Genomic DNA, 21,662 nt, shown 5'->3' on the forward strand with positions numbered 1-21,662 from the left:
ACCGTACAGACCATATCGGGTCACGTCCCTAATCTGATTAATGACGAGCTGCGGATGCCGGATGCACCGCTCAGGACATGGTCAATCACCACCACGAGGAGAGAACCATGAACAAGGATCAAGTGAAAGGTCGCATCGAAGAAGCGAAAGGAAAAATGAAAGAAGTTGCCGGAAAAGTGAGCGGCGACAAGAAGCTGGAGCGGGAAGGCAAGATTCAGAACATCAGCGGCAAGGTCCAGGCGGGGATTGGCGATCTCAAGGAAGACATCAAGGACGCCATCTGAATCGACTTGGCACTGCCCCTGATTGGCCAGCCGGCCAGACACGGCCAGCCCGTCGCATGGGAAACAGGCTTTTACCGAACACTTTCGACAGGAGCACAGAATGACTTACGAATCCGGCGACCCCAATAGCCCCGCACCGAGGCTGCACGGCGGGTGTGGTCGGTACGTAACACTCGCTTCCGGACAGGCGAATCGCCAGGAAGATTCATGACCTACTGCGTAGGCGTCATGCTGGACAGCGGACTGATCTTTGCGTCGGACTCGCGCACGCACGCCGGCGTCGACAACTTTGCGAGCTTCTGCAAGATGAGCCTGTTCGAACGCGCTGGCGACCGGGTCATCGTTCTCCTGAGTTCCGGAAACCTTGCCGGGACGCAGGCCGTCATCAGCCTGCTGAAGCAACGCTGCGCGAAGGATGGCACACCCAACCTGTGGAGCGCGGAGTCCATGTTCGATGCCGCCCTGCTCGTGTCGGACGCCATGCGGGACGTCGATCGCCGCGATGGCCAGCATCTGGCGGACAGCGATGTCGGCTTCAACGCCTCGTTCATTCTTGGCGGCCAGATCAAGGGCGAGCCGCCACGCCTTTTCCGGATCTATGCAGAGGGGAACTTCATCGAGGCAAGCACGCAGACTCCGTATCTTCAGACGGGTGAAACCAAATATGGCAAACCGATCATCGACTGGGTGATCACCGGCTCGACCTCTCTGAACGACGCAGCAAAATGCGTCCTCGTTTCGTTCGATTCGACAATGCGCAGCAATTTGTCCGTCGGCATGCCGATCGACCTGCTGTGCTACAAGCGGGACAGTCTCGCAGTGGACATGCAGCGCCGCTTCGAGGAGGGGAATGCATATTTCACCGAGCTTGGCCGGCAATGGAGTGAAGGCACCCGTGAAGTCTTCCGCCGACTCCCCAGCCTGGACTGGGCGGTCCCGTGACCATGATGCTTGAAACCGCGGGGCAGGATGAACTCCGCAGGAGACCCAGATGAAAATCCGCATTGGCTACGAACTGATCTACGACTGCCCGCAACCGACGCCGATGATCCTGAGCTTGAGCGTGCATTACTCGCGGGTGTCCGACTTCATCATCCCCGACTACCTGATCGCCGACCCGCCCATCCCGCTCACTGCCTACCGCGACAGCTTCGGCAACTGGTGCTCGCGCATCGTCGCCCCCAAGGGCCAACTCCGCCTATCCACCGATGCCCTCATCAGGGACTCCGGGCAGCCGGATGTGGTCGTCCCGCAGGCGCGGCAGACGCCGGTGGAAGAACTGCCCGACGAGACGCTGCTGTTCCTGCTGGGGAGCCGGTATTGCGAGACCGATCGTCTGTCGGAGATGGCGTGGGAGCTATTCCACAGGTCGCCGACCGGATGGGCGCGCGTCCAGGCGATCTGCGACTACGTGCATCGACATCTCACCTTCGGCTATGAGCACGCGCGCTCGAGCAAGACGGCCTGGGAGGCTTTCCAGGAGCGCACCGGCGTATGCCGTGACTTTGCGCACCTGGCCATCACGTTCTGCCGCTGCATGAACATCCCGGCACGTTATTGCACCGGCTACCTCGGCGACATGGGCACGCCGCCGCCCTACGGGCCGATGGACTTCGCCGGCTGGTTCGAGGCCTATCTCGACGGCCGTTGGTACACCTTCGACGCGCGCAACAATACGCCGCGCATCGGACGCGTATTGATCGCCCGCGGCCGCGACGCCGCCGACGTCGCCATCAGCAACAGCTTCGGCCGGAATACCCTGAAGGGATTCAAGGTGTGGACCGACGAGGCGTTTCAGGACTGACTATGCTGTCAACAGGCGCAGCTGAAGCGCACCTCGGACTTCCACTCATCGGGAAGAAGACAAGGACTGAACGACGCAGAGGAAAGGAGACACCATCATGCTGATCACTTTCACGTCCGCCGCCAGCGGCGATGTCATGATGTTCGAGGAGAACGGCAAGGAGCTGCTGAGCGTGCTGGGCAAGGATCCGGACGCGGACAAGGGCATCTTCACCGTCGAACAGCTGCCGCGCGCGATCGCCGCCCTGCGGGCCGCGGTCGAAACGGACAGGTCAACGAAGCGGGAGCAGCCCGACGCCGACGAGGATGACGATCGCCAGGCCGATGACGGTATTCAGCTCGCCCAGCGTGCGCTTCCGCTCCTTGAACTGCTGGAGCGCTCGCTGGTGGACAAGGCTCCCGTCACCTGGGGCGTGTGATCCGCCGTGGGCGGAATGCCGGCCCACGGCAGGCTTGCCCCGAAAGGGTCACTGCATGCCGCGCGACGGTGAGTCGTAGCGGCGCAGTGTCCGCGAAAACTCCTGCAAGGCGTCGATGCCGCTTTGCTCGGCGCGCCGGCACCAGTCTTCCAGCTGCCTGACCAACTGGTCCTTCGATGCGGCGGATCGACCCCACAAGGCGGTAAGGTCCTGCCGCATCGAATCGATGGTGCTCAACACCGGACTGGAATGCAGGGCTTGTTCCAGGACCGCGCGTTCCTTTTCCGGCAGGGCCTGCGCATCCCTCTGCAACCAGTGCCTGACCGCTTTCAGCGCGCTGGAATCCTTCAAGCCGGGCACTGCGCCGTCCCTCAGCCTGCGGATTTCCTGCGTAGCGGTCCGCTGCAGGGTTCTGGCGAACCTCGCCAGCACGTCGTAACGGTGGGTGATGACCGCCTGCAGGGTGTCTGCGTCGCAGTGCGTCTTGAGTGCGGTGTAGCGTATGCGGGGCGCGACCTTGCGCACCTTCGCGAGGTGGACGATCCCCAATGCGCGGATGTACATCCAGCCGACGTCGAATTCCCACCACCGGTTCGAAAACCGCGCGGAACTGGCGTAGGCGTGGTGGTTGTTGTGCAGCTCCTCGCCACCAATCAGGACGCCCCACGGCACGATGTTGCGGGACGCGTCGTACGGCGCGAAATTGCGATAACCCCAGTAGTGGCCGATGCCGTTGATCACGCCCGCGGCGAAAATCGGGATCCACAGCATCTGCACCGCCCAGATGGTGAGGCCGATCGGGCCGAACAGCACGAGATCGATGATCAGCATGATGCCCACGCCGAGCGCGCTGTGAGGTGTGTACAGCCTGCGCTCGATCCAGTCATCGGGCGTGCCGCGGCCGTACTGCGCGAGCGTTGCCGCATTTCGGCTCTCCAGCCGATACAGCTCGGCCCCCTCCAGCAGGACTTTCCAGATGCCATGGACCTGCGGACTGTGCGGATCGTCCGCCATCTCGGTGGTGGCGTGGTGCTTGCGATGAATCGCCACCCACTCCCGGGTGACCATCCCGGTGGTAAGCCACAGCCAAAAGCGGAAAAAATGCGCCACGACGGGTTGCAGGGCCAGCGCACGGTGTGCCTGGTGGCGGTGGAGAAAGATCGTTACCGAGGCAATGGTGACGTGGGTCAGGCCCAGCGTAACCAGCACATAAGCCCACCAGGGCAGATCGAGCAGACCAGCTTGCATCACGGATTCCTTTGCGGGACTACCTGGCGACCACCGGTTGTACCGGCAGTCTTCACCCTGTCCTGAGCTGCAACACTACTCCGTAGACAGGAACCGTCTGTACGACAGCGCACATCCGGCGCTGATTCGGCCCGCTTCACGCGCCCGTCCGCCCTGCCACGAAAACCTGTCGCAGGGCGAACGGCCTGCCGCAAACGCCGTAACCACCATCGGGCACGAACTTCGGTGCGCCAGCGTACCGACTGCACCTCATCACGCGCATAACCTTGAACCTGCATCGCCAGCATCGATGCATGCCCGGCTGGCAATTCCGCCAGTCGGCCCCCAACCGCAAGGAGCTGAAATGAACTGGGATATCGTCGAAGGCAACTGGAAACAGTTCAAGGGAAAAGTGAAAGCGCAGTGGGGCAAACTCACCGACGATCACCTCGACGTGATTGCCGGCAAGCGCGACCAATTGGCGGGCAAGATCCAGGAAGCCTACGGCATCTCGAAGGACGAAGCCGAGGAGCAGATCAAACGCTTCGAGGAAAGCAACAAGGACTAAGGTCCGACGACTGTTCGCTACCCACGGTGCGCTCCGCGCACCTCGTTGAAAGGACTCCGATCATGACAAGCTATAAACATTTCATCCTGCCGGCCGTGCTGGTCGGGAACGCCGCGGTCGCACCCGTGTTCGCCAAGTTCATGGCCGACCGCCTTCGCCACACGCGCAAGAGCCGCCAGAAGGCTGTCCTGGCCGACTGGGAGGACGAGGGTGGAAGCGTGGTAGCGCCCGTGGTCTCGACACCATGACTGTCACGACGGCGGATGACGACTCGAAGGGCGTCGTCATCGATCGGGAATCTGGTCGGGGTGCGGTGTCACCATTGCGCTTCGCGCGGGATCGGGGTGTGACGGCGATGAGCGCGGCCCCCACAATCGACACGCATCACCCGAACGATATTTACCGGTCCGCACACCGGCACGCGTGCCCGCGCTGCATGGGCTCCGTGTACCGCGTCCCGCGACGGTTCGTGGACTTGCTGCTGAGCGTCTTTGTGCCGGTACACCGCTACCGCTGCGATGAGATGGGCTGTACCTGGGAAGGGAATCTGCGCACGACGCGACAGTCCGGCCCGAGCGGCGGCACTGCGGATACGCACGAAGAAGCAGGAAGCGACGCGCACGAGCGGTCGCAGATGGGCCGCGACTCGCTATAGGGAACGCCGCCGCGCTGAGCGCCGGGTCACCCCTGCTCGCGCCGCGAGTTCAGCGACTATCGACCCGCTCGCACCCAACCCACACGTTCCTTGCCAGGAACCCGCAGTGATCAGGAGAACACCATGTCCAGCGTCGGTTACCACGAGCCTTTGGGAGAACTATCCGCGGAAACACGTGATATGCACCGTGCCATTGTTTCCCTCATGGAAGAGCTGGAAGCCATTGACTGGTACAACCAACGCACCGATGCGAGCCAGGACCCGGAACTGAAGGCCATCCTCGAACACAACCGCGACGAGGAAAAGGAGCACGCATCCATGTTGCTGGAGTGGATTCGGCGCAAGGATCCGAAGTTTTCCGAGGAGCTCCGGGACTACCTGTTCACCACAAAGCCCATTGCCGAGAAATGACCAGGGCCGGGCACTCGTCGCAGCGGGCCGCCACCAACGACCCTTGGCGCCACCCACTATCGCCGCGAGCATCAATGCCATGAACACGCCCCCAACCACCGTCCTGCTCGTCGAAGACGACCCCGCCGATGCAGGCATGATCCAGACGGCGCTCGCCAGCGCGGACGAGCACCGGTTTCGCGTCGAATGGGTGACGCGACTGTCCGACGCGCTCGAACGACTCGGGCGGGACGGTATCGAGGTGGTCCTGCTCGACCTGACGCTACCCGACGGCCAGGGTATCGAGGCGTTCGACCAAGTGCACCTGGCTGCGCCCAACGCCCTGATCCTGGTCCTCAGCGGCGCGATGGACGAAGAAACCCCGCGCCTCGCCTTGCAGCGCGGCGCCCATGACTATCTCGCCAAAGGCCACATCGACGCCCACTGGCTGCCGCGTGCGCTGCGCTACGTGATCGAGCGCAAAGCTTCCGGGGAGCGGCTGCGCGACAGCGAGGCGCGCTTCCGTGCCATGAGCGATGCCTCCCCGCTGGGCATCTTCGTCTCCGATGCTCAGGGTGGGTGTACCTATACCAACGCGGCGTATCAAAGGATATCGGGGCTGACGCTCGAGCAAACGCTGGGGACGAACTGGAGCGTGGCGGTGCACCCGGACGATCGCCAGCGCGTGCTTGCCGAGTGGCGCGACGCAGCGCGAGGCCAGGATCCATTCGAGACGGAGTTCCGCTTTCTGCGTGAAGACGGGAGTGTCGTGTGGACGCGCGTCAATGGCGCCGCCATGCGCGACGGCGCATGGGCGCACGGTCACGTGCAGACGGTCGAGGACATCACCGAGCGCAAGTCGACGGAACTCCTGTTGCGAGCGGCCGAGGAGGCCATCTTCGAGGAAAAGGAGCGTGCCCAGGTCACGCTCAACTCCATTGGCGACGGCGTACTGAGCACCGACCTTCTGGGCAAGGTGACGTACATGAATCCGATCGCGGAAACGATGACCGGCTGGTCGTGCGAGGATGCGCTCGGTCGGCCGCTACCGGAGGTGTTCACGATCATGGACGGCAAAGGGGGCAACGCTTTGGAGAACCCTGCGCTGCGCGCGATCGCGGGCAACGAGACGGTGAAGCTGAGTGCGGATTGCATGCTCGTCCGTCGCGACGGCTCCGAATCCCCGATCGAGGACTCCGCCGCCCCCATCCACAGCCGCGCCGGCGCGGCCATCGGCGCCGTGATCGTCTTCCACGACGTCAGCAAGGCCCACGCCATGGCGCAGAAGATGTCCCATCAGGCCCAACACGACTTCCTCACCGGCTTGCCGAATCGGATGCTGCTGACCGAAAGGCTCTCGCAGGCGATCGGGCAGGCCCATCGGCACGGCAAGCAGGTCGCGCTGATGTTCCTCGACCTGGATAATTTCAAGCACATCAACGACTCGCTCGGGCACGCGATCGGCGACGAGCTGCTGCAATCGGTTGCGGGTCGCCTGGCGAAGTGTGTGCGCACCACCGATACGGTATGCCGCCAGGGAGGTGACGAGTTCGTGATCCTGCTGTCCGAGATAGCGAGCCCGCACGATGCAGCGCACGTCGCGAACAATGTGCTGGCCGCACTCGCCGAGGCGCAGCAAATCGGCGGACACGAACTTCATGTCACCGTAAGCATCGGCATCAGCGTGTATCCCGACCACGGCACCGACGCAGAAGCCCTGATGCAAGGCGCGGATACCGCGATGTATCACGCCAAGGCGACCGGCCGTAACAACTTCCAGTTCTGCGAGACCGAGATGAACACCCGGTCGGTCTCAGCCTGATCAAGGCCCGCCTTACTTGTTCGCTGACTCCGACAAAGTCCTGGCGTCCCGCACCAGTTGGGCGCAGTCGCTGTCCTGTCCCGGGCCGGCGTCGATCAGCGGAATCAGGGCGAGCAACGGATTCACCATGCCGAGCAGCGCTGCGCCGAGCGCGCGTGCCGCCACCCGTCCCTTGTCGACACCGGCTTCGGGCCTGGCGAAGCTGCCGCGAATGAGGATCGGGCTGCGCAAGGCTACGGGACTCGTATCCTTGGTTCTCTGATTGAGCGTCAGATCGAGCTTCTCCTCCCCCAGATCGATGGTGCCCGTGCCGAGGATGGTGGTGATCTCGGTGTCGAAGATCAGCGCCCGGCTGTTCATGATCCCTTCCTTGACGTCGAAGTCGGCCACCGCACAGCGCAGCTTCACGCGTTCGTCACCCCGCACCTGCAGTTCGAGTATTTCCCACAGATGCAGGCCGATCTGCTCCATCATCAGCCTGCTGATCTCGCCGCCGGCGACGACCAGGCCCAGCGTGCCGTTGGAACTCGCAAGCATGCGCCTGACCGAGTCGCCGTTGCCCTTGAGGTCGAATTCGCCGTTGATCTGGCCGATGCTGGCCTTGGTCAGCTTGACCGTCGGAAACAGCTTCGCGATCAGGATCTTGCGCGCCTTCACCTTGGCGTGCGCCGCAATCGGGTCCTTGCGCCCGTCGAGCGTGATCACGGCGTTAAGCTGGCCGCCGGCGATGCCGAAGTCGAGCGGATCGAGCCGCAGGACCGAATCGCGCAAGCTCAGATGGGTCACGAGGTCTTCAAGGGGCAGCTCCTCGGCGCGGCGGATCGTCTTCGCCTTGAGCGTCACCTCGGCGTCGACGGTATCCCAGCGCTCGGTCTTGAAAAGCATGTCCGGCAACACGCGTGCTCGCGCAGGCGTGGGCGCAGTCGTCTCGGAAGGCGCCGGCGCGGCCTCCCGGGCGGCCTCCAGGCGACCGGGCCTGGCGCCGATCAAGGGGCCCAGATCGGCGAGATCGAGCACCTTGGAAACCACATCCGCTTCCAATGCCGGGCGTTTGCCGCCCGTGACCACCTGCACCGTGCCGGCAATGTCACTAGCCCCGATGCGGCCGGAGAATTTCTCGTAGCGCCACGTTTCCCCGCTGCGCACGATATGCCCGGCCGTCGCATAGGCGCCCGTTTCCGGAACGGCGATGCCGAGCAGGGGATAAAGCTGCGCCATGTTCTGCCCGCTCACGGCGAGTTGCATGTCCACCGCGGAAAACTTCAGCAGGCTGGTTATGGTCCCCTCGCCCTTCACGACGGTACGGCCCACGCTGAGTTCGCCCTTGAGCGGATACGGCGTGCGCTCGTCGCGCAGTCCGAGCACCGGCCCGCCGCTGCCGCTCGCCTTGAGCGGCAGACCCTTGAACTGCCCCTGGGCGGAAAAGCGCAGTCCGCCCTCCGACGGCCCGGCGTCCGACGTCGATACCTCCGCACGGATACTGGTCTTCTGCGCGGCATCGTCATAGCCGAGCGTTCCTTCATCGAGCATCAGGCGGTCGATCTGGATACTCGCCCCTTCGTCCTGCTGCTCGAGGTCGAGCAGCCAGTTCTTTCGCCCCTCGCTCCCCTGTTCGAGAAGGATGACGGGACGCCTGAGGCGGACCTCGGGAAGCACGATGTTTCGCAGCATGAGTTGCGGCAGATCGATCGAGACTTCGAACGCCTCCGCAGCGACCATCTGCTTTTCCTTGGCCCAGGCCGGGTTTGCGAATGTCACCGTACCGGCATGCAGACGCGGGTGCGGCCAGCCGAACTCGATGGCGAGATCGCCGCCGATCACCAGTTCGCGGCCCGTCTTCTCGAGTGCCGTGCGCTCGATCGATCCGCGCAACCAGTTCCAGCCGAAAACCGCGACAAAGAGGACCGTCAGCGCGATCAGCGCGAGCGCGACTCCGGCGATCCACTTGAGAGAAGAACGTAGCGTCATGGCGTCATGCGAGGCGATGCAGGCATATTCTCCGGAATACGAAGCTTGGATGCCGGCAATTATCGGCCTCCGCCAGGTAGTTCTCCGTTCGACAGCGCACGTACGGACAATTCCCGGCAGTTGCATATTTATCCGACCGGCAGATAGTGCTCCGCGATGCGCGGCATATGTGCGCTGTCGAACAAACGCGGCAAAATATTTCAACTATCCTCGGATGCATCCAGTCTCGAGTGCATCCATGCATCCCATGTCGGCGGCCCCCGCCGCCATAGCCCATTCGTCGTCGCAGGAACTCGTGCTCTCGGGCGCCTGGACCGCACGCGGGATCGGCGCAATCGCACCGCAACTCGACGCGATCTCCGCCCCCGCCGGCCAGGAACTGCGCGTCGACGGTGCGCGCATCGAGGCGCTCGATACTGCAGGCGCCTGGGTCCTGCAAAAGCTCCTGCAGCGACTGCGCGGTGACGGCAACGCCTTGCGGCTGCATGGCCTGCGCCCGGAATTCGCCCGGCTGCTCGAGGCGATCGAGCAGCAGATGGCCGATCAGGAACGCCCCCTCGCCGCGTCTGCCATTGCGCCCCCATCGGCGCTTGAAGCTGTGGGCCGGAGCACGCAAGCCGCCCTCGAACAGGGCTTCGCACTGCTGAGTTTCGTCGGGGAATGTGCGCTCGCGCTCGGCGGATGCATCGCGCACCCGGCGCGAGTCCGGTGGCGACCGATCCTGTACAACATCCGCAGCGCCGGATTCGACGCCCTACCGATCGTCGGGCTGCTGTCCTTCCTGCTCGGCGTCGTTGTCGCCTATCAGGGTGCCGACCAGCTCCGGCAGTACGGCGCCAACATCTTCGTCGCCGACCTCATCGGCCTGTCCATGCTGCGCGAGTTCGCGCCCCTGATCACCGCCATCATCGTCGCCGGGCGCTCCGGCTCCGCCTACGCGGCGCAGATCGGCACGATGGCAGTGACCGAGGAGATCGACGCCATGCGCACGCTCGGCATCGCGCCGCTGGATGTGCTGGTGCTGCCGAAGATTCTCGCGCTCCTGATCGCGCTGCCGCTGCTGACCGTGTTCGCCGACGTGCTCGGCGTATTCGGCGGCATGCTCATGGCGCGCGCGCAATTGGGCGTGGGCTTCGGCGATTTTCTCGATCGCTTCGTCAAGGCCGTCAGCGTCACGGCCTATCTCATCGGGGTCGGCAAGGCCCCGGTATTCGCCGCCATCATCGCCGTGGTGGGCTGCTTCCAGGGCTTTCGCACGCGCGGCGGCGCAGATAGCGTCGGGCGCCAGACGACGCGCGCCGTGGTGCAGTCGATCTTCCTCGTGATCGTTGCCGACGCCCTGTTCTCGGTCGCCTTCAGTGCGCTGGACCTCTGACATGCCAAGCCCGACGCCCTCCACCGACGCGGTCATCGAGATCAGCAAGCTGTCGACGAGCTTCGGCGACCACGTCGTGCATTCCGGCATCGACCTCGAAGTGCGCCGCGGCGAGATCTTCGCGGTGATCGGCGGCAGCGGCTCCGGCAAATCGACCTTGCTGCGCGAGATGATCCTGCTGCATCGCCCCGACACCGGCTCGATCCGGGTCCTCGGCGTCGATCTGCAGGCGCTCGATGGTGGCGACGCGAACGGTGAAACCCTTGCGCTGCGCCGGCGCTGGGGCGTGATGTTCCAGCATGGCGGCCTGTTCGGATCGCTGACGGTGCAGGAAAACGTCGGCTTGCCACTGCGCGAGCACACCGGGCTGGATGACGCGCTGATCGACGAGATCGCGGCCGCGAAGCTCGCCATGACCGGGCTCGAACCACAGGTCGGCGCGCAATATCCCGCCGAACTCAGCGGCGGCATGAGGAAGCGCGCGTCACTCGCGCGCGCGCTGGCGCTCGACCCGGAGTTGCTGTTTCTCGACGAACCGACCGCCGGCCTCGACCCCGAAAGCGCCGGCGAAGTCGACCAGCTCGTGCACAAGCTGCGCGAGCTGTTCGGCCTGACCATCGTGATGATCACGCACGACCTCGACCTGCTGTGGCAGCTCGCCGACCGCGTCGCCGTCCTCGCCGAAGGCAAGGTACAAGGCGTCGGTTCGATGTCCGAGCTCGCGCAGATGGACAACCCCGCCATCCGGAAATTCTTCGACGGCCCGCGCGGGAGAGCGGCGCACGAGCAGGACAAGCAGCAGGCCGACGTGCACACCAGCGGGCAAACCGGATAGCCATCATGGAAAACAAAGTCAATTATGCGGTCGTCGGCGGGTTCGTCCTCGTCCTCGGCGCTGTGCTGGTGGCGGGCATACTGTGGCTCGCCTCGGGCGGCGCGTTCCAGAAGAAATACGACCTCTATCTGGCGATCATGGACGAATCGGTCGCCGGCCTGAATCTGAATGCGCCGGTCAAATACAACGGTGTCGATGTCGGCAAGGTGCGGCAGATTCAGCTCGACCCGACCAACCCGGAACGGGTGAACCTGATCTTCGCCATCGAGCGTGGCACGCCCATCAAGGAGGACACCGTCGCGGTGCTCAAGACGCAGGGCCTGACGGGCATTGCCTACGTCGAACTCAGCGGTGGCACGCAGGATGCGCCCCTCCTTCGCGCCACCGCGGGCAGTCCCTACCCGGTGATCCGCACCAAACCCTCGCTCGCCGCACGACTGGAGAATGTGCTCACGAGCGTGCTGGCGAAGCTGGACAGCACCTCGACCAGCATCAATGCCATCCTCAGTGACGAAAACCGTGCGGCATTCACCAGCGCGCTCGCCGACATCGCTGCCGTCGCGCGCACGATCGCCGCACGCAAGGAGGAACTCGACACGGGCATCACCCACGCCGCCCGCACGTTCGAGAACAGCTCGCGTGCCAGCGCGCAGGCCGGCCCCGTGATCGATCGCATCGGGCGCAGCGCCGAGGCGATCGAGAAGATGGGCAACGAGGTCGCCCGCACAAGTGTCAGCGCCGGCAAGACCGTCGATTCGGCCGGAGCCGACCTGAAACGCCTGGGCGAGGAAACGCTGCCAGAACTCGAGCGGCTGCTCGGGGAACTCAGTGTCCTGTCGACCTCGCTACGGCGCCTTACCGAGCAAACCGAACGCAACCCCGCCGGACTCCTGTTCGGACGCCGGCCGGTGCCGGACGGGCCGGGAGAGTCGGAAACCGCAATCCCCTCAGGACAACAACGGCCATGATGAATCCATCCCTCGCACGATTTTCCGGCTTATGCACCACCGGCTTGTTGCTGGCGCTCGGCGCCGGTTGCGGCACACTGCGCCAGACGGCGACGCCGCCGCCCGCTTTTTATTCGCTCGACGACGCACGGATAGAGGCCCGGGCAGCAATGCGTCATCCGGCGACCTTGTCGGTCAGGGGCCCCACGCTGATCGTCAATCCCCCGCACGCGGTATCGGGTTACGACAGCCAACGCATCATCTACGTGCGCGAGGCCCACAAGCTCGAATACTTTGCGCGCAGCGAATGGGTCGATACGCCTGCACGCATGGTCGCGCCGCTTATCGTCGCTGCAGTGGAAACCAGCGGGGCATTCCGCGCGGTCGTGCTGACGCCGAGTGCCGCGACCGGCGATCTGCGCCTCGACACCGAGATCACCCGCTTGCACCACGATTTCTCCAGCCAGCCGAGTCGCGTGCGTTTCACGATGCGCGCCTATCTCGTCGATAACCGGACGCGCCGGATTCTGGGATCACGCGAATTCGATGAGAGCGTCGATGCCGCGAACGAGACGCCCTACGGCGGAGTTGTTGCCGCAAATCGCGCGGTGCAAACCGTGCTCGGGCAGCTCGCACAGCTCTGCGCCGACACGGCAGCGAACTGGCACCCACCCGGTGCCGAAGCCCCGAAGCTGACGGAGGAAGGCCTGCCGGGGCGATGACACCGCCCGCGGCAGGCTGAAAAAAAATTACGCGGACTTCCGGGCCGAGCGGGCGCTCGTGCGGGATGCGTCGGCGGACGTCTGCAGCGCCTGCGTCGCCACCGTCATGGTGGATTCGGCGACCTCGCGCGAGGTGTTGATGATGTTTTCGCAGGCGGTGCCGGCGTTGCTCAATGTCGACTTCAGAATGTCGGCAATCCCGGCCGTCTTGAGCGGGGATCCTTGGAACAGGTTATCGACTTGCGCAACCAGCGCCTGCGTGACTTCGGCCGCACGCTGTGCGCTCACGCTGGCGATTTCGGCTTGCGTCTTCACGCAGAGCTCATTCACGTTGCGGAAGTACTCGCTCGCGCGCTCGAACCCCTGCATGTAAGCGCTCATCTGCTCGTGCACGTCGTGCGCCGAGGGGGTGGTGCCGGCTGTGATGAAGGTGCGGACGAAGTCACCGTTGAGCGCCAGCATCTGCTGGGTCGCGTTCAGCGAGACGTCGAAGATCGCCTTGAAGACTTCACCGTTGTCGCTGGCAGCCTCGGTAACTTTCTGCAGATAGCTGATCGAGTTCATGTAGCAGTTTCCTCTTGAATAAGACGTTCAGATTGCGTGCAGCGAAGCCGCCGACTCGAACCTTCGGGTCGGCAGCGGGGTGATATCAGGGTAGTGAAACGTCACCAGTCATCGGCAGGCGCGATGACGCCGCGCGCCCGGGCCTTTCAGCACGTGACAGGAAGATGTCAATGGGGTGCGCTCGTCGACGCGCCAACGGATCGTGTCGGTACCGGATGGCGACGCGACTTGCGCTGCATGTACCGGGCCTGACTCGGCTCCATGATTGCGACGGGTTGGATGGCTGCGTCCTGATCAAGCACCCCCAGGGCGCGCGCGCTGGTGGCGATGAAGCGCGCGAGGTCCGGGTTGTCAAACGGCCCGAACGCACGCAGGTTGCCGGCGTCGACGGCTTTCCGGCCGTTCTTCGTGCGTATCCTCGGCATCACGAAGTAATAACCAAGACTCATACGACCACAATCGCCAGCCTGGTTGTGACAGGTTGGCGGCGAGCCGGAGTCGGCTTCTGTCATCTTTCTGATGATCTGCTTGTGAACAGCTTGCACGTTTGTCTCCTCCACACGACGCAGGCATTAGGGGCGGTCGATTTTCTTGGCATCGACTCAACCCCGGCGACGGCATCCCTGCCACCTCGCCATTTTTCGATCTGTCGTTTGTTCGGTTGCGCTGACGAGTGCTCGCGACGCTTTGATAAGAACACTCTGTGATGCTGAGGAATCGAATTGATTTTTGAACTCGTGATTCCCTCACCGCAGCGGACCGCTGGGAACGTACTCTATTTAGGGGTTGAATAATGCCATTTCCACTTATGACATTCTGTCGGCCGCGCGCCCGATCGATGTCGGAATTCAGCCCATGCGATGTCGGGTTTTTCCTACATGCAGCGATGCGAAAATGGTGTAGATATCGGTTTCGGGTTGTTCCGCGGGTTTGCCTGGAGCGCTCCAGGTCTGCAGGGCGGATGAGGCACCGGGGGTGAGACATGCGGTTTGAAGGGAATGGCATATGAGCACGTTGCAGGATGACGGCGTGCAATCGGTCCGCCGGGCCGCGACGCAGCCTGAAGGCACATCCGCCGCAGATGCGCCGCACCCCTTGCCGGACGAACTCCTGCACGAGCTCAGGGTTCATCAGGTCGAACTGGAGAGACAGAACGCGGCGTTACGCAACGCCCAGCTTTCGCTCGAGGAAGCACGGGATCGCTACGTCGATCTGTTCGAGTTCGCGCCGGTAGGCTATCTGACCCTGACGCGCCAAGGGACCATCGATGAAATCAATCTGACCGCGACGAAGCTGCTCGGGGCCGAACGCAAGCAGGTGCTGGGCCGGCGCTTCGCGCACTTCGTGCTGCCCGAGGACCGTGACCGCTGGCATGTCTATCTTGCTGACGTGGCCAGGCATTCCGACAGCCGCGATTGCGAGCTGCACCTTCTGCGCAGGGGAAAGACGCGCTTTCATGGCCGGGTGGATGGCATCGGGGTGACCTCGAACGCTGGCGAGGTCGCGGTGCGCATCACCTTGACGGACATTTCCGAGCAGAAGCGGATGGAGGCGCTGAACGAGAGCGAGTTGCGCCTGCGCATGGCCATGCAGGCGATGTCGGGGGGGATCTACGACTGGGATCGGCGCACCGGCTCGCTCTACTGGAGCAGCGATCTGCCGCAGGTCTGCGGCATCGCTTCGGGCGACTTCAGGCCTGACCGGCGCTGGTGGCGGCAGCACGTGCATCCGGAGGACCTGCGCCGGATCCGGCCGGCGATCGTGAGCGCGCTGAGAACGCGCACGAACCAGTTTCAGGTCGAATACCGCGTCCGCCATGAGGATGGTCACTGGGGGTATGTCGCGGATCGTGGCCACCTCGTGCGCGACGCCGCCGGCCGCGTCGTACGACTGGTGGGCGCCGTGACCGATGTCACGGCACGCAAGCATGCCGAGGCCGCCCTGCTGCGGCTGAACGACATGCTGGAGGAGAAGGTTGTCGAGCGCACGGCCGAGGTCGAAGCCCGCTCGCAGGCGCTTGCCGAAGCCGAGCGCTTCGCGCGCGCGACGATCGACTCGCTGTCGTCCAGCCTGTGCGTGCTCGACGAGCACGGGGGGATCATCGCCACGAACAGGACGTGGCGCGAATGGACAATTGACGCCGGCGACTGCGAGGCTCGGTCCGGCGGCTGTCCGGACTGCCTCGCAATGCCTTTCCGAATGCCCTGCTGGTCCCCCGAAACAACCTCCGGTGTGCACCATGCGATCCAGGATCTGCTGGCGGGAAAACGCCAGACCTTTTCGCTCGAATACGAATGCCGCACCCCCGCGACCTCGCGCTGGTTCGAAATGCATGTCACGCGTTTTCCCGGCGATGGCCCGGTCCGGCTGGTGGTGACGCACGACGAGATCAGCGAGCGCAAGCGTGCGGCGGAAGACCAGAAAAGGACCGCCGAGCGCATCAAGCAACTCGGCTTGCACCTGGAAACGCTGCGGGAACAGCAGAGCGCGATGATCGCGCGTGAATTGCACGATGAACTCGGCGCAACGCTGACGATGCTCAAACTCGGCCTCGCGATCGCCGCGGAAGAGGTTGCGAGCTCCGAACCGCTGCGCACGAAGCTCGCTGGCCTGCTCGAGCAGGCGGACGCGGCCCTGCGCGTGGTCAAACGCGTTTCCAGCAGCCTGCGCCCGGCGACGCTGGACACACTGGGCCTCATTGCGACGATCAGGTGGTACGTCACGCAGTTCTCGCGCAACACGGGCATCGCCACGGTGCTTCGCTTACCGGAATACGTGCGCCTGTCGCAGCTCGGCAATACCGCCGTGTTTCGCATCATTCAGGAAGGTCTGACCAACGTGGCAAAGCACTCGGGCGCGAGCAAGGTGACGATCAACGTCCGCAAGCATGATGGCGCATTGATCGTGAAACTGGTCGACAATGGCTCGGGTATCGCGGAAAGCGACCTGCAGCGCCCGGACTCCTTCGGCCTCATGGGCATGCGCGAACGTGCCGAGCACCTGGGGGGGACGCTTTCAATCGGCCGCCGACCGGACAAGGGGACACAGCTCATGCTGCGGATCCCCCTCGACAGCTAAGGGGAAGCGATGAAACAGGTCAACCTGCTGATTGCAGACGATCATGCGGTCGTTCGCAGCGGCCTGAGGCAGTTTCTTGCCTCCACCGAGGATCTCAAGGTCGCCGCGGAGGCTGCCACGGGCGAGGAGGTGCTTGCGCTCGTGCGCCAAGGGGTGTGCGACGTCGTGTTGCTGGATATCAGCCTGCCGGACCTGGACGGGCTGGAAGTGCTCAAGCGGGTGAAGCGGGAGTGGCCGGATCTGCCGGTCCTGATCTTCAGTATGTACTCCGAAGACGAATTCGCCGTCCCTGCACTGAATGCCGGTGCCTCGGGATACCTGAACAAGGACAGCCCGCCGGGCCAGATCCTGACCGCGATTCGCGCGGTCGCTACGGGCGCCCGTTACGTGAGTCCCGCGCTGGCGGAGAAGCTCCTTGCCGGCACGGTGAGCCGCGGCAAGCGGCTTCCCCACGAAGCGCTCTCCGCGCGCGAGATGGAGGTGCTGCTGCTCTTGAGCAAGGGCATTCCACTCACCAAGATCGGCGAGACGCTGCATGTGAGCGTCAAGACCGTCAGTACCTACCGCTCGCGCGTGCTCGAAAAGCTCGCGATGCAGTCCAATGCCGAGGTCACCCGTTACGTCATGGAGCACAAGCTCGGTTGATGAGTATTGAATGGCGGTTTATCCGGTTGGAGTAAGATTCCGGTTCGGTCATTCCGCGCCGTGCGGATAGGAAACCTGGTGCCAAACAGCAAGGTAGCTGAAGCGCCCGATAGCGGGACTCCCGTGATTGCCGCCACGACGGGCGCCCTCCCCGACCTGCGCGCAGCGAGAATGGACCCCGGAAATTTTTCCATCGTCGGCATGGGCGCATCTGCCGGCGGCCTGGAAGCCTTCGAGCAGTTCTTCCGCCGGATGCCTGCGGATAGCGGCATGGCCTTCGTGCTGGTTCAGCACCTCGATCCGGACCACGCCAGCCTGCTCACCGAAATCCTGCAACGCGCCACCACCATGCCGGTGGTCGAAGCCACGGATCAGCTGATCGTGGCCCCCGACCGCGTGCACGTCATTCCGCCCAATCGCGACATGGCGATCTTTCACGGCAGGCTGCAGCTGAGCGTCCCGGATCAGCCGCGCGGCCTGCGCATGTCCATCGACGCCTTTCTGCGTTCCCTCGCAGAAGACCGCGGCGACAAGGCGGTCGGCATCATCCTGTCCGGCACGGGCACCGACGGCCCTCGGGCTGCGTGCCATCCTGGGGGCCGGCGGCATCGCGCTGGTGCAGGATCCTGCCGACGCCCGCTACGACGGCATGCCTGCCAGTGCGATCCGGTCGGGCTACGCGACCGCTGTGCTGGCCGCGGACGCCATGCCGCGCGCGCTACTGGCAGGCATCCGCCGCACTGCGCGGCGTACGGAAGATCGACCGACGCCGGCGGCCGTCGGCGCCATGAGCCGCATCCTGATGCTGTTGCGCACCGCGACGGGCCATGACTTCTCGCTCTACAAGAAGAGCACCATCGGCCGCCGCATCGAGCGGCGCATGGCGCAGCACGACATCGAGGACATCGAGGTCTATGCCCGCTACGTCAAGGAAAATCCCGCCGAGATACAGACGCTGTTCAAGGAACTGCTGATCAACGTCACCAGCTTCTTTCGCGACGCCGAGGCCTTTGCCACGCTGAAGCGCGAGATCCTGCCGCTGTTGCTGCGGGACAAACCGGAGGCCTATGTGCTGCGCATCTGGGTGGCAGGGTGCGCCACCGGCGAAGAGGCCTATTCGATCGCGATCCTGCTGCGCGAGTTGATGGACGAGCGCGAGCAGGCATTCAAGGTTCAACTCTATGCAACGGATCTTGATGAAGATGCCATCAGCGCTGCACGGACGGGCGTGTACCCGCCGAATATCGTCCAGGACGTCCAGCCTGACCGGCTGCACCGCTTTTTTCTCAAGGACGATGCGGGTTATCGGGTAAGGAAGGAAATTCGCGAAATGGTGGTGTTCGCCGTCCAGAACGTCATCAAGGACCCTCCCTTCACCCGGCTCGACCTGCTGTGTTGTCGCAACCTGATGATCTACCTGGAGCCGGAACTGCAAAACCGTCTCATCCCGGCGTTCCATTACGCGCTCAAACCAGGCGGAATACTGTTTCTCTCGCCCTCGGAAAGCATCGGCAACCACACCGGATTGTTCACGGCGCAAGACCGCAAATGGAAGTTCTATCGTGCCACCCACTCCGTCGCCTCTGCCCGCACGGTGCTGGCCAATGGCTTGTCCTGGGCCGCGGATAGAAGGGGCAAAGCGCCCGAGGAAGTCATGAAAAGAGCCAAGGAAACCAACTTCGCCGAACTGACCCGACGCGTGTTGCTTCAATCCTACGCGCCGGCTTCGGTCCTCACGGACCTGAAGGGCAACATCCTCTATGTTCACGGCGACACCGGAAACTTCCTGCGCCCGGCTCCCGGCCAGGCCACGCTCAATGTGGTCGAGATGGCGCGCGAGCCACTGCCACCTGAACTGCGTGCGGCAATCCTCCACGCCACCAGCCAGGGGGGAGCCACCTTGGGCCGGGAAGTCGCCGTCACCACCAATGGCAAGGTACAGACGGTGAGTTTCAGTCTGCGCCCCGTGCAGGACACGGACGCCGGCGAGACCGTGCTGGTGATCAGTTTCGAGGAAATCTCGGGCGGCGCACCCGGCACGCGGAAACGCAGCAAACGCGAGTCGACGTCGCTCACGAACGAGAGGATAGAGGCCCTCGAACGGGAACTGGCCTACACGCGGGAGAGCCTGCAGGCCACCATCGAGGAACAGCAGGCGTCCAACGAGGAGATGCAGTCCACCAATGAGGAACTCCAGTCGAGCAACGAAGAACTGGAGACATCCAGGGAGGAGCTGCAGTCGGTCAATGAAGAGCTGGTGACGGTGAATGCAGAGCTGCACGCCAAGATCCAGCAACTGACGGGCATACAGAACGACATGAAGAACCTGCTCGACAACGTGAACGTCGGCACGATCTTCCTGGATGAGCGATTGGTCATCCGCCGCTTTACGCGTGAGGCGGCGCGGATCTATCGCCTGATCGGCTCCGATGTGGGGCGGCCGCTGGGTGACATCAACTCCGAACTGGAAGGTGACGACCTGCTCGCCCGCGCACAGACCGTCCTCGACAGCCTGATCCCCTATGAGTGCGAGCTTCGCACGGATAGGGGCGCCTGGTATCTGGCGCGCATCATGCCTTATCGGACCGTCGACAACGTCATCGAGGGGGTGGTGCTGACCTTCACGGACATCAGCAGGCGCGTCGAAACTGAGGCGGCGGTGCACACGGCGCGGGATCTGGCCGAAGGCATCGTCGATACGGTACGCGAACCGCTGCTGGTGCTGGACGGGGCCCTGAAGATCGTCTCCGCCAGCCGTTCGTTCTACCGGAACTTCCGCGTCACGCCCGAAGATACCCTGGGCCGCCCGCTCTACGACGTCGGCAACGGCCAGTGGGACATCCCCCCACTACGGGAACTGCTGGAAACAATCTTGCCGCGCGACCGCAGCTTTGAAGGTTACGTGGTCGAACAGGTCTTCCCCGCCATCGGGCGACGCAGGATATCGCTCAATGCCCGCCGCATAGCCGGCAGGAGCGGCGACACGCAGCTGATCCTGCTGGCAATGCAGGACGATGGGCAAGAGCGCGCGACGTAGCGCGCAAGTGTCCGAATCCTGATCATGCGCGTGCGAAAAAGGGAACACTACGCCACCGTGGGTGACGTAGTCCGACGGACTGCTAGCGCAGTTTGTAGGTCGCCCTGCACGTCTCGTGCAGGTAGGCCAGCACGTCATGCTCATCCGCGTCGTTGAGATGCATGCGGGCATCGGGCCCCAGGTCTTCGGACCAAAGATGCCTGACGTCGGCCTGATACTGAAACGGCACGACCTGCTGGATGAAGCGCGACACCGCCGCCTCGTCGAAGCCCGAGCTGCGGAAACCTTCCCAGACGCCGATCGCATCCTTCTTGCGCAACGTGGGACCGGGCTCCAGGCCGGTCGCGACCATCAACAGGACGGTGCACATCACATCCGGGTGTTCGCCCTTGCCACCGGTGATTTTCCGCCAGGCGTCTTCGGTCTCTTTGTCGTGATGCGTCAGCTCGTCGAGCCCGCAGGTGTTGAAGAAAAAATATCCCGACAGCGGCCCGACCTCCTCCTTCGGAATGAAATCCGCGGCGGGGTGCTGCTTGAGCGTCGGCAAGAGCTTGCCGAGGAAGTTCTCGCGTGCGTCACCCAGCACGCCGCGGATCGCCGCCGGAGCCTCTTCGGCCCATTCGTCGAGAGCCGGGAAATCGCGCTTCCTTTTCTTGCAGGCCAATGCATGGAGTTCCATGAACTGCCCGGTGGAAAACAGTTTGCCGGGCTTCTTGTCGACGAAAAACACCAGCAGTGCGCTGTTGATGACCGCCTCGCAGGGTTCGTTCATCTGCAGATCCTTGCGCGACACGCCCAGCTTACCGGCCAGCCAGTAGCTCAGTTCGTGCTGGGCCAGGATGCCCTCGCGCCGCTGCATTTCCTCCTGGTACCGGGCATGCGTCATCGGCTCGTCGAGCGTCCATAGGGACAGCATCTGCTTTTCGATCTGGCTGACCGCGGCGGGCGGTTCCAGAATCAGGTCTTCCGGCAGCTTCAGCAAGGCACGCAGCGCGTCGGCTCCAGCCTTCGACAGGGCAAGGAGCGTTTTCTGGCGCAGCTGGTCGGCGGCCGCCGCAACTTTTCCGCCGGATGCGGACTCGAGCGCCAGGCTGACCAGGGTCACCAGGCGGGTGCGCGCCGCTTCGAGCTCGGGGCGCAGGTTGGCGGTGCCGAAAAAGCCGGCCAGCTGAACGATCCCTTTCGCGCCTTCGCGTCCGATGGCGGCCAGGCGCTCATCGTCGATGACGCGCTGGTTCACGGCATAAGAGAGCACCTGCTCGAAATACGGGCGGGCATCGACGGTTGCGACAGTGGTATTGCTGGACATTCGTGTGTGGCGCG

Annotated in this window: 21 protein-coding genes and 1 pseudogene; 17 read left to right on the top strand and 5 right to left on the bottom strand. The window is 63.8% G+C overall.

From position 1 onward, the window contains the following. The first annotated feature begins 107 nt into the window (after nt 1-107). The 4 genes from GPA27_RS12720 (at nt 108) to GPA27_RS12735 (ending at nt 2,506) form a co-directional block, all read left to right on the top strand. On the top strand, nt 108-284 hold the full coding sequence (locus GPA27_RS12720; RefSeq protein ID WP_169140985.1) for a CsbD family protein: 177 nt from the start codon (nt 108-110) through the stop codon (nt 282-284). Nucleotides 285-512: 228 nt separating this feature from the next. Further along, nucleotides 513-1,226 carry a proteasome-type protease gene (locus tag GPA27_RS12725; RefSeq protein ID WP_308446332.1) on the top strand — a complete coding sequence of 238 codons (714 nt, stop codon included), beginning with the start codon at nt 513-515 and terminating at the stop codon, nt 1,224-1,226. A gap of 49 nt (nt 1,227-1,275) precedes the next feature. Further along, entirely contained in the window at nt 1,276-2,088 is an 813-nt protein-coding gene (locus GPA27_RS12730; RefSeq protein WP_169140987.1) for a transglutaminase-like domain-containing protein, read from the top strand. Between the two features lie 97 nt (nt 2,089-2,185). After that, nucleotides 2,186-2,506 (top strand): DUF1840 domain-containing protein, encoded by a 321-nt coding sequence (locus tag GPA27_RS12735; protein WP_169140988.1) that lies wholly within the window; start codon nt 2,186-2,188, stop codon nt 2,504-2,506. A 48-nt stretch (nt 2,507-2,554) separates the two neighbouring features. Here GPA27_RS12735 and GPA27_RS12740 read toward each other — a convergent pair whose 3' ends face one another. After that, nucleotides 2,555-3,754: a DesA family fatty acid desaturase gene (locus GPA27_RS12740; protein WP_169140989.1), complete on the bottom strand. Its 1,200-nt coding sequence runs from the start codon at nt 3,752-3,754 to the stop codon at nt 2,555-2,557. 343 nt (nt 3,755-4,097) lie between these two features. Here GPA27_RS12740 and GPA27_RS12745 point away from each other — a divergent pair, with 343 nt between their 5' ends. The 5 genes from GPA27_RS12745 to GPA27_RS12765 all read left to right on the top strand — a co-directional run bounded on the left by GPA27_RS12745 (nt 4,098) and on the right by GPA27_RS12765 (nt 7,168). Then, nucleotides 4,098-4,301, top strand: a complete 204-nt coding sequence (locus GPA27_RS12745; RefSeq protein WP_169140990.1) for a CsbD family protein — start codon at nt 4,098-4,100, stop codon at nt 4,299-4,301. Between the two features lie 62 nt (nt 4,302-4,363). Beyond that, nucleotides 4,364-4,549 (top strand): hypothetical protein, encoded by a 186-nt coding sequence (locus GPA27_RS12750; RefSeq protein ID WP_050415955.1) that lies wholly within the window; start codon nt 4,364-4,366, stop codon nt 4,547-4,549. Next, nucleotides 4,546-4,956 (top strand): hypothetical protein, encoded by a 411-nt coding sequence (locus GPA27_RS12755; RefSeq protein ID WP_169140991.1) that lies wholly within the window; start codon nt 4,546-4,548, stop codon nt 4,954-4,956. The genes GPA27_RS12750 and GPA27_RS12755 overlap by 4 nt, the downstream gene beginning before the upstream one ends. A gap of 123 nt (nt 4,957-5,079) precedes the next feature. Beyond that, nucleotides 5,080-5,367, top strand: a complete 288-nt coding sequence (locus tag GPA27_RS12760; RefSeq protein WP_169140992.1) for an encapsulin-associated ferritin-like protein — start codon at nt 5,080-5,082, stop codon at nt 5,365-5,367. A 79-nt stretch (nt 5,368-5,446) separates the two neighbouring features. Next, a complete protein-coding gene (locus GPA27_RS12765; protein ID WP_169141000.1) occupies nt 5,447-7,168 on the top strand; it encodes a diguanylate cyclase domain-containing protein in 1,722 nt (573 codons plus the stop codon). 12 nt (nt 7,169-7,180) lie between these two features. On the opposite strand, the gene GPA27_RS12770 is transcribed toward GPA27_RS12765, so the two are convergent. Beyond that, the gene (locus GPA27_RS12770) at nt 7,181-9,136 is read right to left on the bottom strand and encodes an AsmA family protein (RefSeq protein WP_169141002.1); all 1,956 of its coding nucleotides are present in this window, start codon (nt 9,134-9,136) and stop codon (nt 7,181-7,183) included. A 238-nt stretch (nt 9,137-9,374) separates the two neighbouring features. On the opposite strand from GPA27_RS12770, the gene GPA27_RS12775 reads away from it, so the two are divergent. From GPA27_RS12775 to GPA27_RS12790, 4 genes are read left to right on the top strand one after another with little or no spacing between them, the layout of a single operon-like run. Next, on the top strand, nt 9,375-10,511 hold the full coding sequence (locus GPA27_RS12775) for an ABC transporter permease (protein WP_169141004.1): 1,137 nt from the start codon (nt 9,375-9,377) through the stop codon (nt 10,509-10,511). A 1-nt stretch (nt 10,512) separates the two neighbouring features. Then, nucleotides 10,513-11,346 carry an ABC transporter ATP-binding protein gene (locus GPA27_RS12780; protein ID WP_169141006.1) on the top strand — a complete coding sequence of 278 codons (834 nt, stop codon included), beginning with the start codon at nt 10,513-10,515 and terminating at the stop codon, nt 11,344-11,346. Nucleotides 11,347-11,351: 5 nt separating this feature from the next. Continuing rightward, nucleotides 11,352-12,314, top strand: coding sequence for an MlaD family protein (locus tag GPA27_RS12785; RefSeq protein ID WP_169141008.1), 963 nt, complete (start codon nt 11,352-11,354; stop codon nt 12,312-12,314). After that, nucleotides 12,311-13,015, top strand: coding sequence for an ABC-type transport auxiliary lipoprotein family protein (locus tag GPA27_RS12790; RefSeq protein WP_169141010.1), 705 nt, complete (start codon nt 12,311-12,313; stop codon nt 13,013-13,015). The genes GPA27_RS12785 and GPA27_RS12790 overlap by 4 nt, the downstream gene beginning before the upstream one ends. Nucleotides 13,016-13,042: 27 nt before the next feature. Here GPA27_RS12790 and phaP read toward each other — a convergent pair whose 3' ends face one another. Together phaP and GPA27_RS12800 are read right to left on the bottom strand one after the other, a co-directional pair. After that, nucleotides 13,043-13,579: a TIGR01841 family phasin gene (gene phaP, locus GPA27_RS12795; protein WP_169141012.1), complete on the bottom strand. Its 537-nt coding sequence runs from the start codon at nt 13,577-13,579 to the stop codon at nt 13,043-13,045. A 167-nt stretch (nt 13,580-13,746) separates the two neighbouring features. Continuing rightward, nucleotides 13,747-14,124: a hypothetical protein gene (locus GPA27_RS12800; RefSeq protein WP_169141014.1), complete on the bottom strand. Its 378-nt coding sequence runs from the start codon at nt 14,122-14,124 to the stop codon at nt 13,747-13,749. Nucleotides 14,125-14,584: 460 nt separating this feature from the next. Between GPA27_RS12800 and GPA27_RS12805 the strand changes: the two genes are divergently transcribed. The 4 genes and pseudogenes from GPA27_RS12805 (at nt 14,585) to GPA27_RS29485 (ending at nt 20,339) form a co-directional block, all read left to right on the top strand. After that, a complete protein-coding gene (locus GPA27_RS12805) occupies nt 14,585-16,657 on the top strand; it encodes a PAS domain-containing sensor histidine kinase (RefSeq protein WP_169141016.1) in 2,073 nt (690 codons plus the stop codon). A 9-nt stretch (nt 16,658-16,666) separates the two neighbouring features. Beyond that, on the top strand, nt 16,667-17,302 hold the full coding sequence (locus GPA27_RS12810) for a response regulator (protein WP_050415966.1): 636 nt from the start codon (nt 16,667-16,669) through the stop codon (nt 17,300-17,302). A gap of 252 nt (nt 17,303-17,554) precedes the next feature. Further along, nucleotides 17,555-17,963 (top strand): annotated as a pseudogene (locus GPA27_RS29480) (chemotaxis protein CheB); the annotation flags it as partial. A 141-nt stretch (nt 17,964-18,104) separates the two neighbouring features. Then, nucleotides 18,105-20,339, top strand: coding sequence for a CheR family methyltransferase (locus tag GPA27_RS29485; RefSeq protein WP_373322756.1), 2,235 nt, complete (start codon nt 18,105-18,107; stop codon nt 20,337-20,339). A gap of 82 nt (nt 20,340-20,421) precedes the next feature. On the opposite strand, the gene GPA27_RS12825 is transcribed toward GPA27_RS29485, so the two are convergent. Continuing rightward, a complete protein-coding gene (locus GPA27_RS12825) occupies nt 20,422-21,648 on the bottom strand; it encodes a hypothetical protein (RefSeq protein WP_169141017.1) in 1,227 nt (408 codons plus the stop codon). Nucleotides 21,649-21,662: the final 14 nt, after the last annotated feature.

The sequence above is a fragment of the Aromatoleum toluolicum genome (assembly GCF_012911005.2).
Classification (GTDB): Bacteria; Pseudomonadota; Gammaproteobacteria; order Burkholderiales; family Rhodocyclaceae; genus Aromatoleum; species Aromatoleum toluolicum.

Excerpts from the sequence above, each read along its gene's own strand:
- GPA27_RS12735 (WP_169140988.1), top strand. The coding sequence starts at position 2,186 with ATGCTGATCACTTTCACGTCCGCCGCCAGCGGCGATGTCATGATGTTC.
- GPA27_RS12740 (WP_169140989.1), bottom strand. The coding sequence starts at position 3,754 with ATGCAAGCTGGTCTGCTCGATCTGCCCTGGTGGGCTTATGTGCTGGTT.
- GPA27_RS12760 (WP_169140992.1), top strand. The coding sequence starts at position 5,080 with ATGTCCAGCGTCGGTTACCACGAGCCTTTGGGAGAACTATCCGCGGAA.
- GPA27_RS12720 (WP_169140985.1), top strand. The coding sequence starts at position 108 with ATGAACAAGGATCAAGTGAAAGGTCGCATCGAAGAAGCGAAAGGAAAA.
- GPA27_RS12745 (WP_169140990.1), top strand. The coding sequence starts at position 4,098 with ATGAACTGGGATATCGTCGAAGGCAACTGGAAACAGTTCAAGGGAAAA.
- GPA27_RS12790 (WP_169141010.1), top strand. The coding sequence starts at position 12,311 with ATGATGAATCCATCCCTCGCACGATTTTCCGGCTTATGCACCACCGGC.
- GPA27_RS12825 (WP_169141017.1), bottom strand. The coding sequence starts at position 21,648 with ATGTCCAGCAATACCACTGTCGCAACCGTCGATGCCCGCCCGTATTTC.
- GPA27_RS12755 (WP_169140991.1), top strand. The coding sequence starts at position 4,546 with ATGACTGTCACGACGGCGGATGACGACTCGAAGGGCGTCGTCATCGAT.
- GPA27_RS29485 (WP_373322756.1), top strand. The coding sequence starts at position 18,105 with ATGCTGTTGCGCACCGCGACGGGCCATGACTTCTCGCTCTACAAGAAG.
- GPA27_RS12780 (WP_169141006.1), top strand. The coding sequence starts at position 10,513 with ATGCCAAGCCCGACGCCCTCCACCGACGCGGTCATCGAGATCAGCAAG.
- GPA27_RS12785 (WP_169141008.1), top strand. The coding sequence starts at position 11,352 with ATGGAAAACAAAGTCAATTATGCGGTCGTCGGCGGGTTCGTCCTCGTC.
- GPA27_RS12805 (WP_169141016.1), top strand. The coding sequence starts at position 14,585 with ATGAGCACGTTGCAGGATGACGGCGTGCAATCGGTCCGCCGGGCCGCG.
- phaP (WP_169141012.1), bottom strand. The coding sequence starts at position 13,579 with ATGAACTCGATCAGCTATCTGCAGAAAGTTACCGAGGCTGCCAGCGAC.
- GPA27_RS12765 (WP_169141000.1), top strand. The coding sequence starts at position 5,447 with ATGAACACGCCCCCAACCACCGTCCTGCTCGTCGAAGACGACCCCGCC.
- GPA27_RS12730 (WP_169140987.1), top strand. The coding sequence starts at position 1,276 with ATGAAAATCCGCATTGGCTACGAACTGATCTACGACTGCCCGCAACCG.
- GPA27_RS12775 (WP_169141004.1), top strand. The coding sequence starts at position 9,375 with ATGCATCCCATGTCGGCGGCCCCCGCCGCCATAGCCCATTCGTCGTCG.
- GPA27_RS12810 (WP_050415966.1), top strand. The coding sequence starts at position 16,667 with ATGAAACAGGTCAACCTGCTGATTGCAGACGATCATGCGGTCGTTCGC.
- GPA27_RS12770 (WP_169141002.1), bottom strand. The coding sequence starts at position 9,136 with ATGACGCTACGTTCTTCTCTCAAGTGGATCGCCGGAGTCGCGCTCGCG.
- GPA27_RS12725 (WP_308446332.1), top strand. The coding sequence starts at position 513 with ATGCTGGACAGCGGACTGATCTTTGCGTCGGACTCGCGCACGCACGCC.
- GPA27_RS12750 (WP_050415955.1), top strand. The coding sequence starts at position 4,364 with ATGACAAGCTATAAACATTTCATCCTGCCGGCCGTGCTGGTCGGGAAC.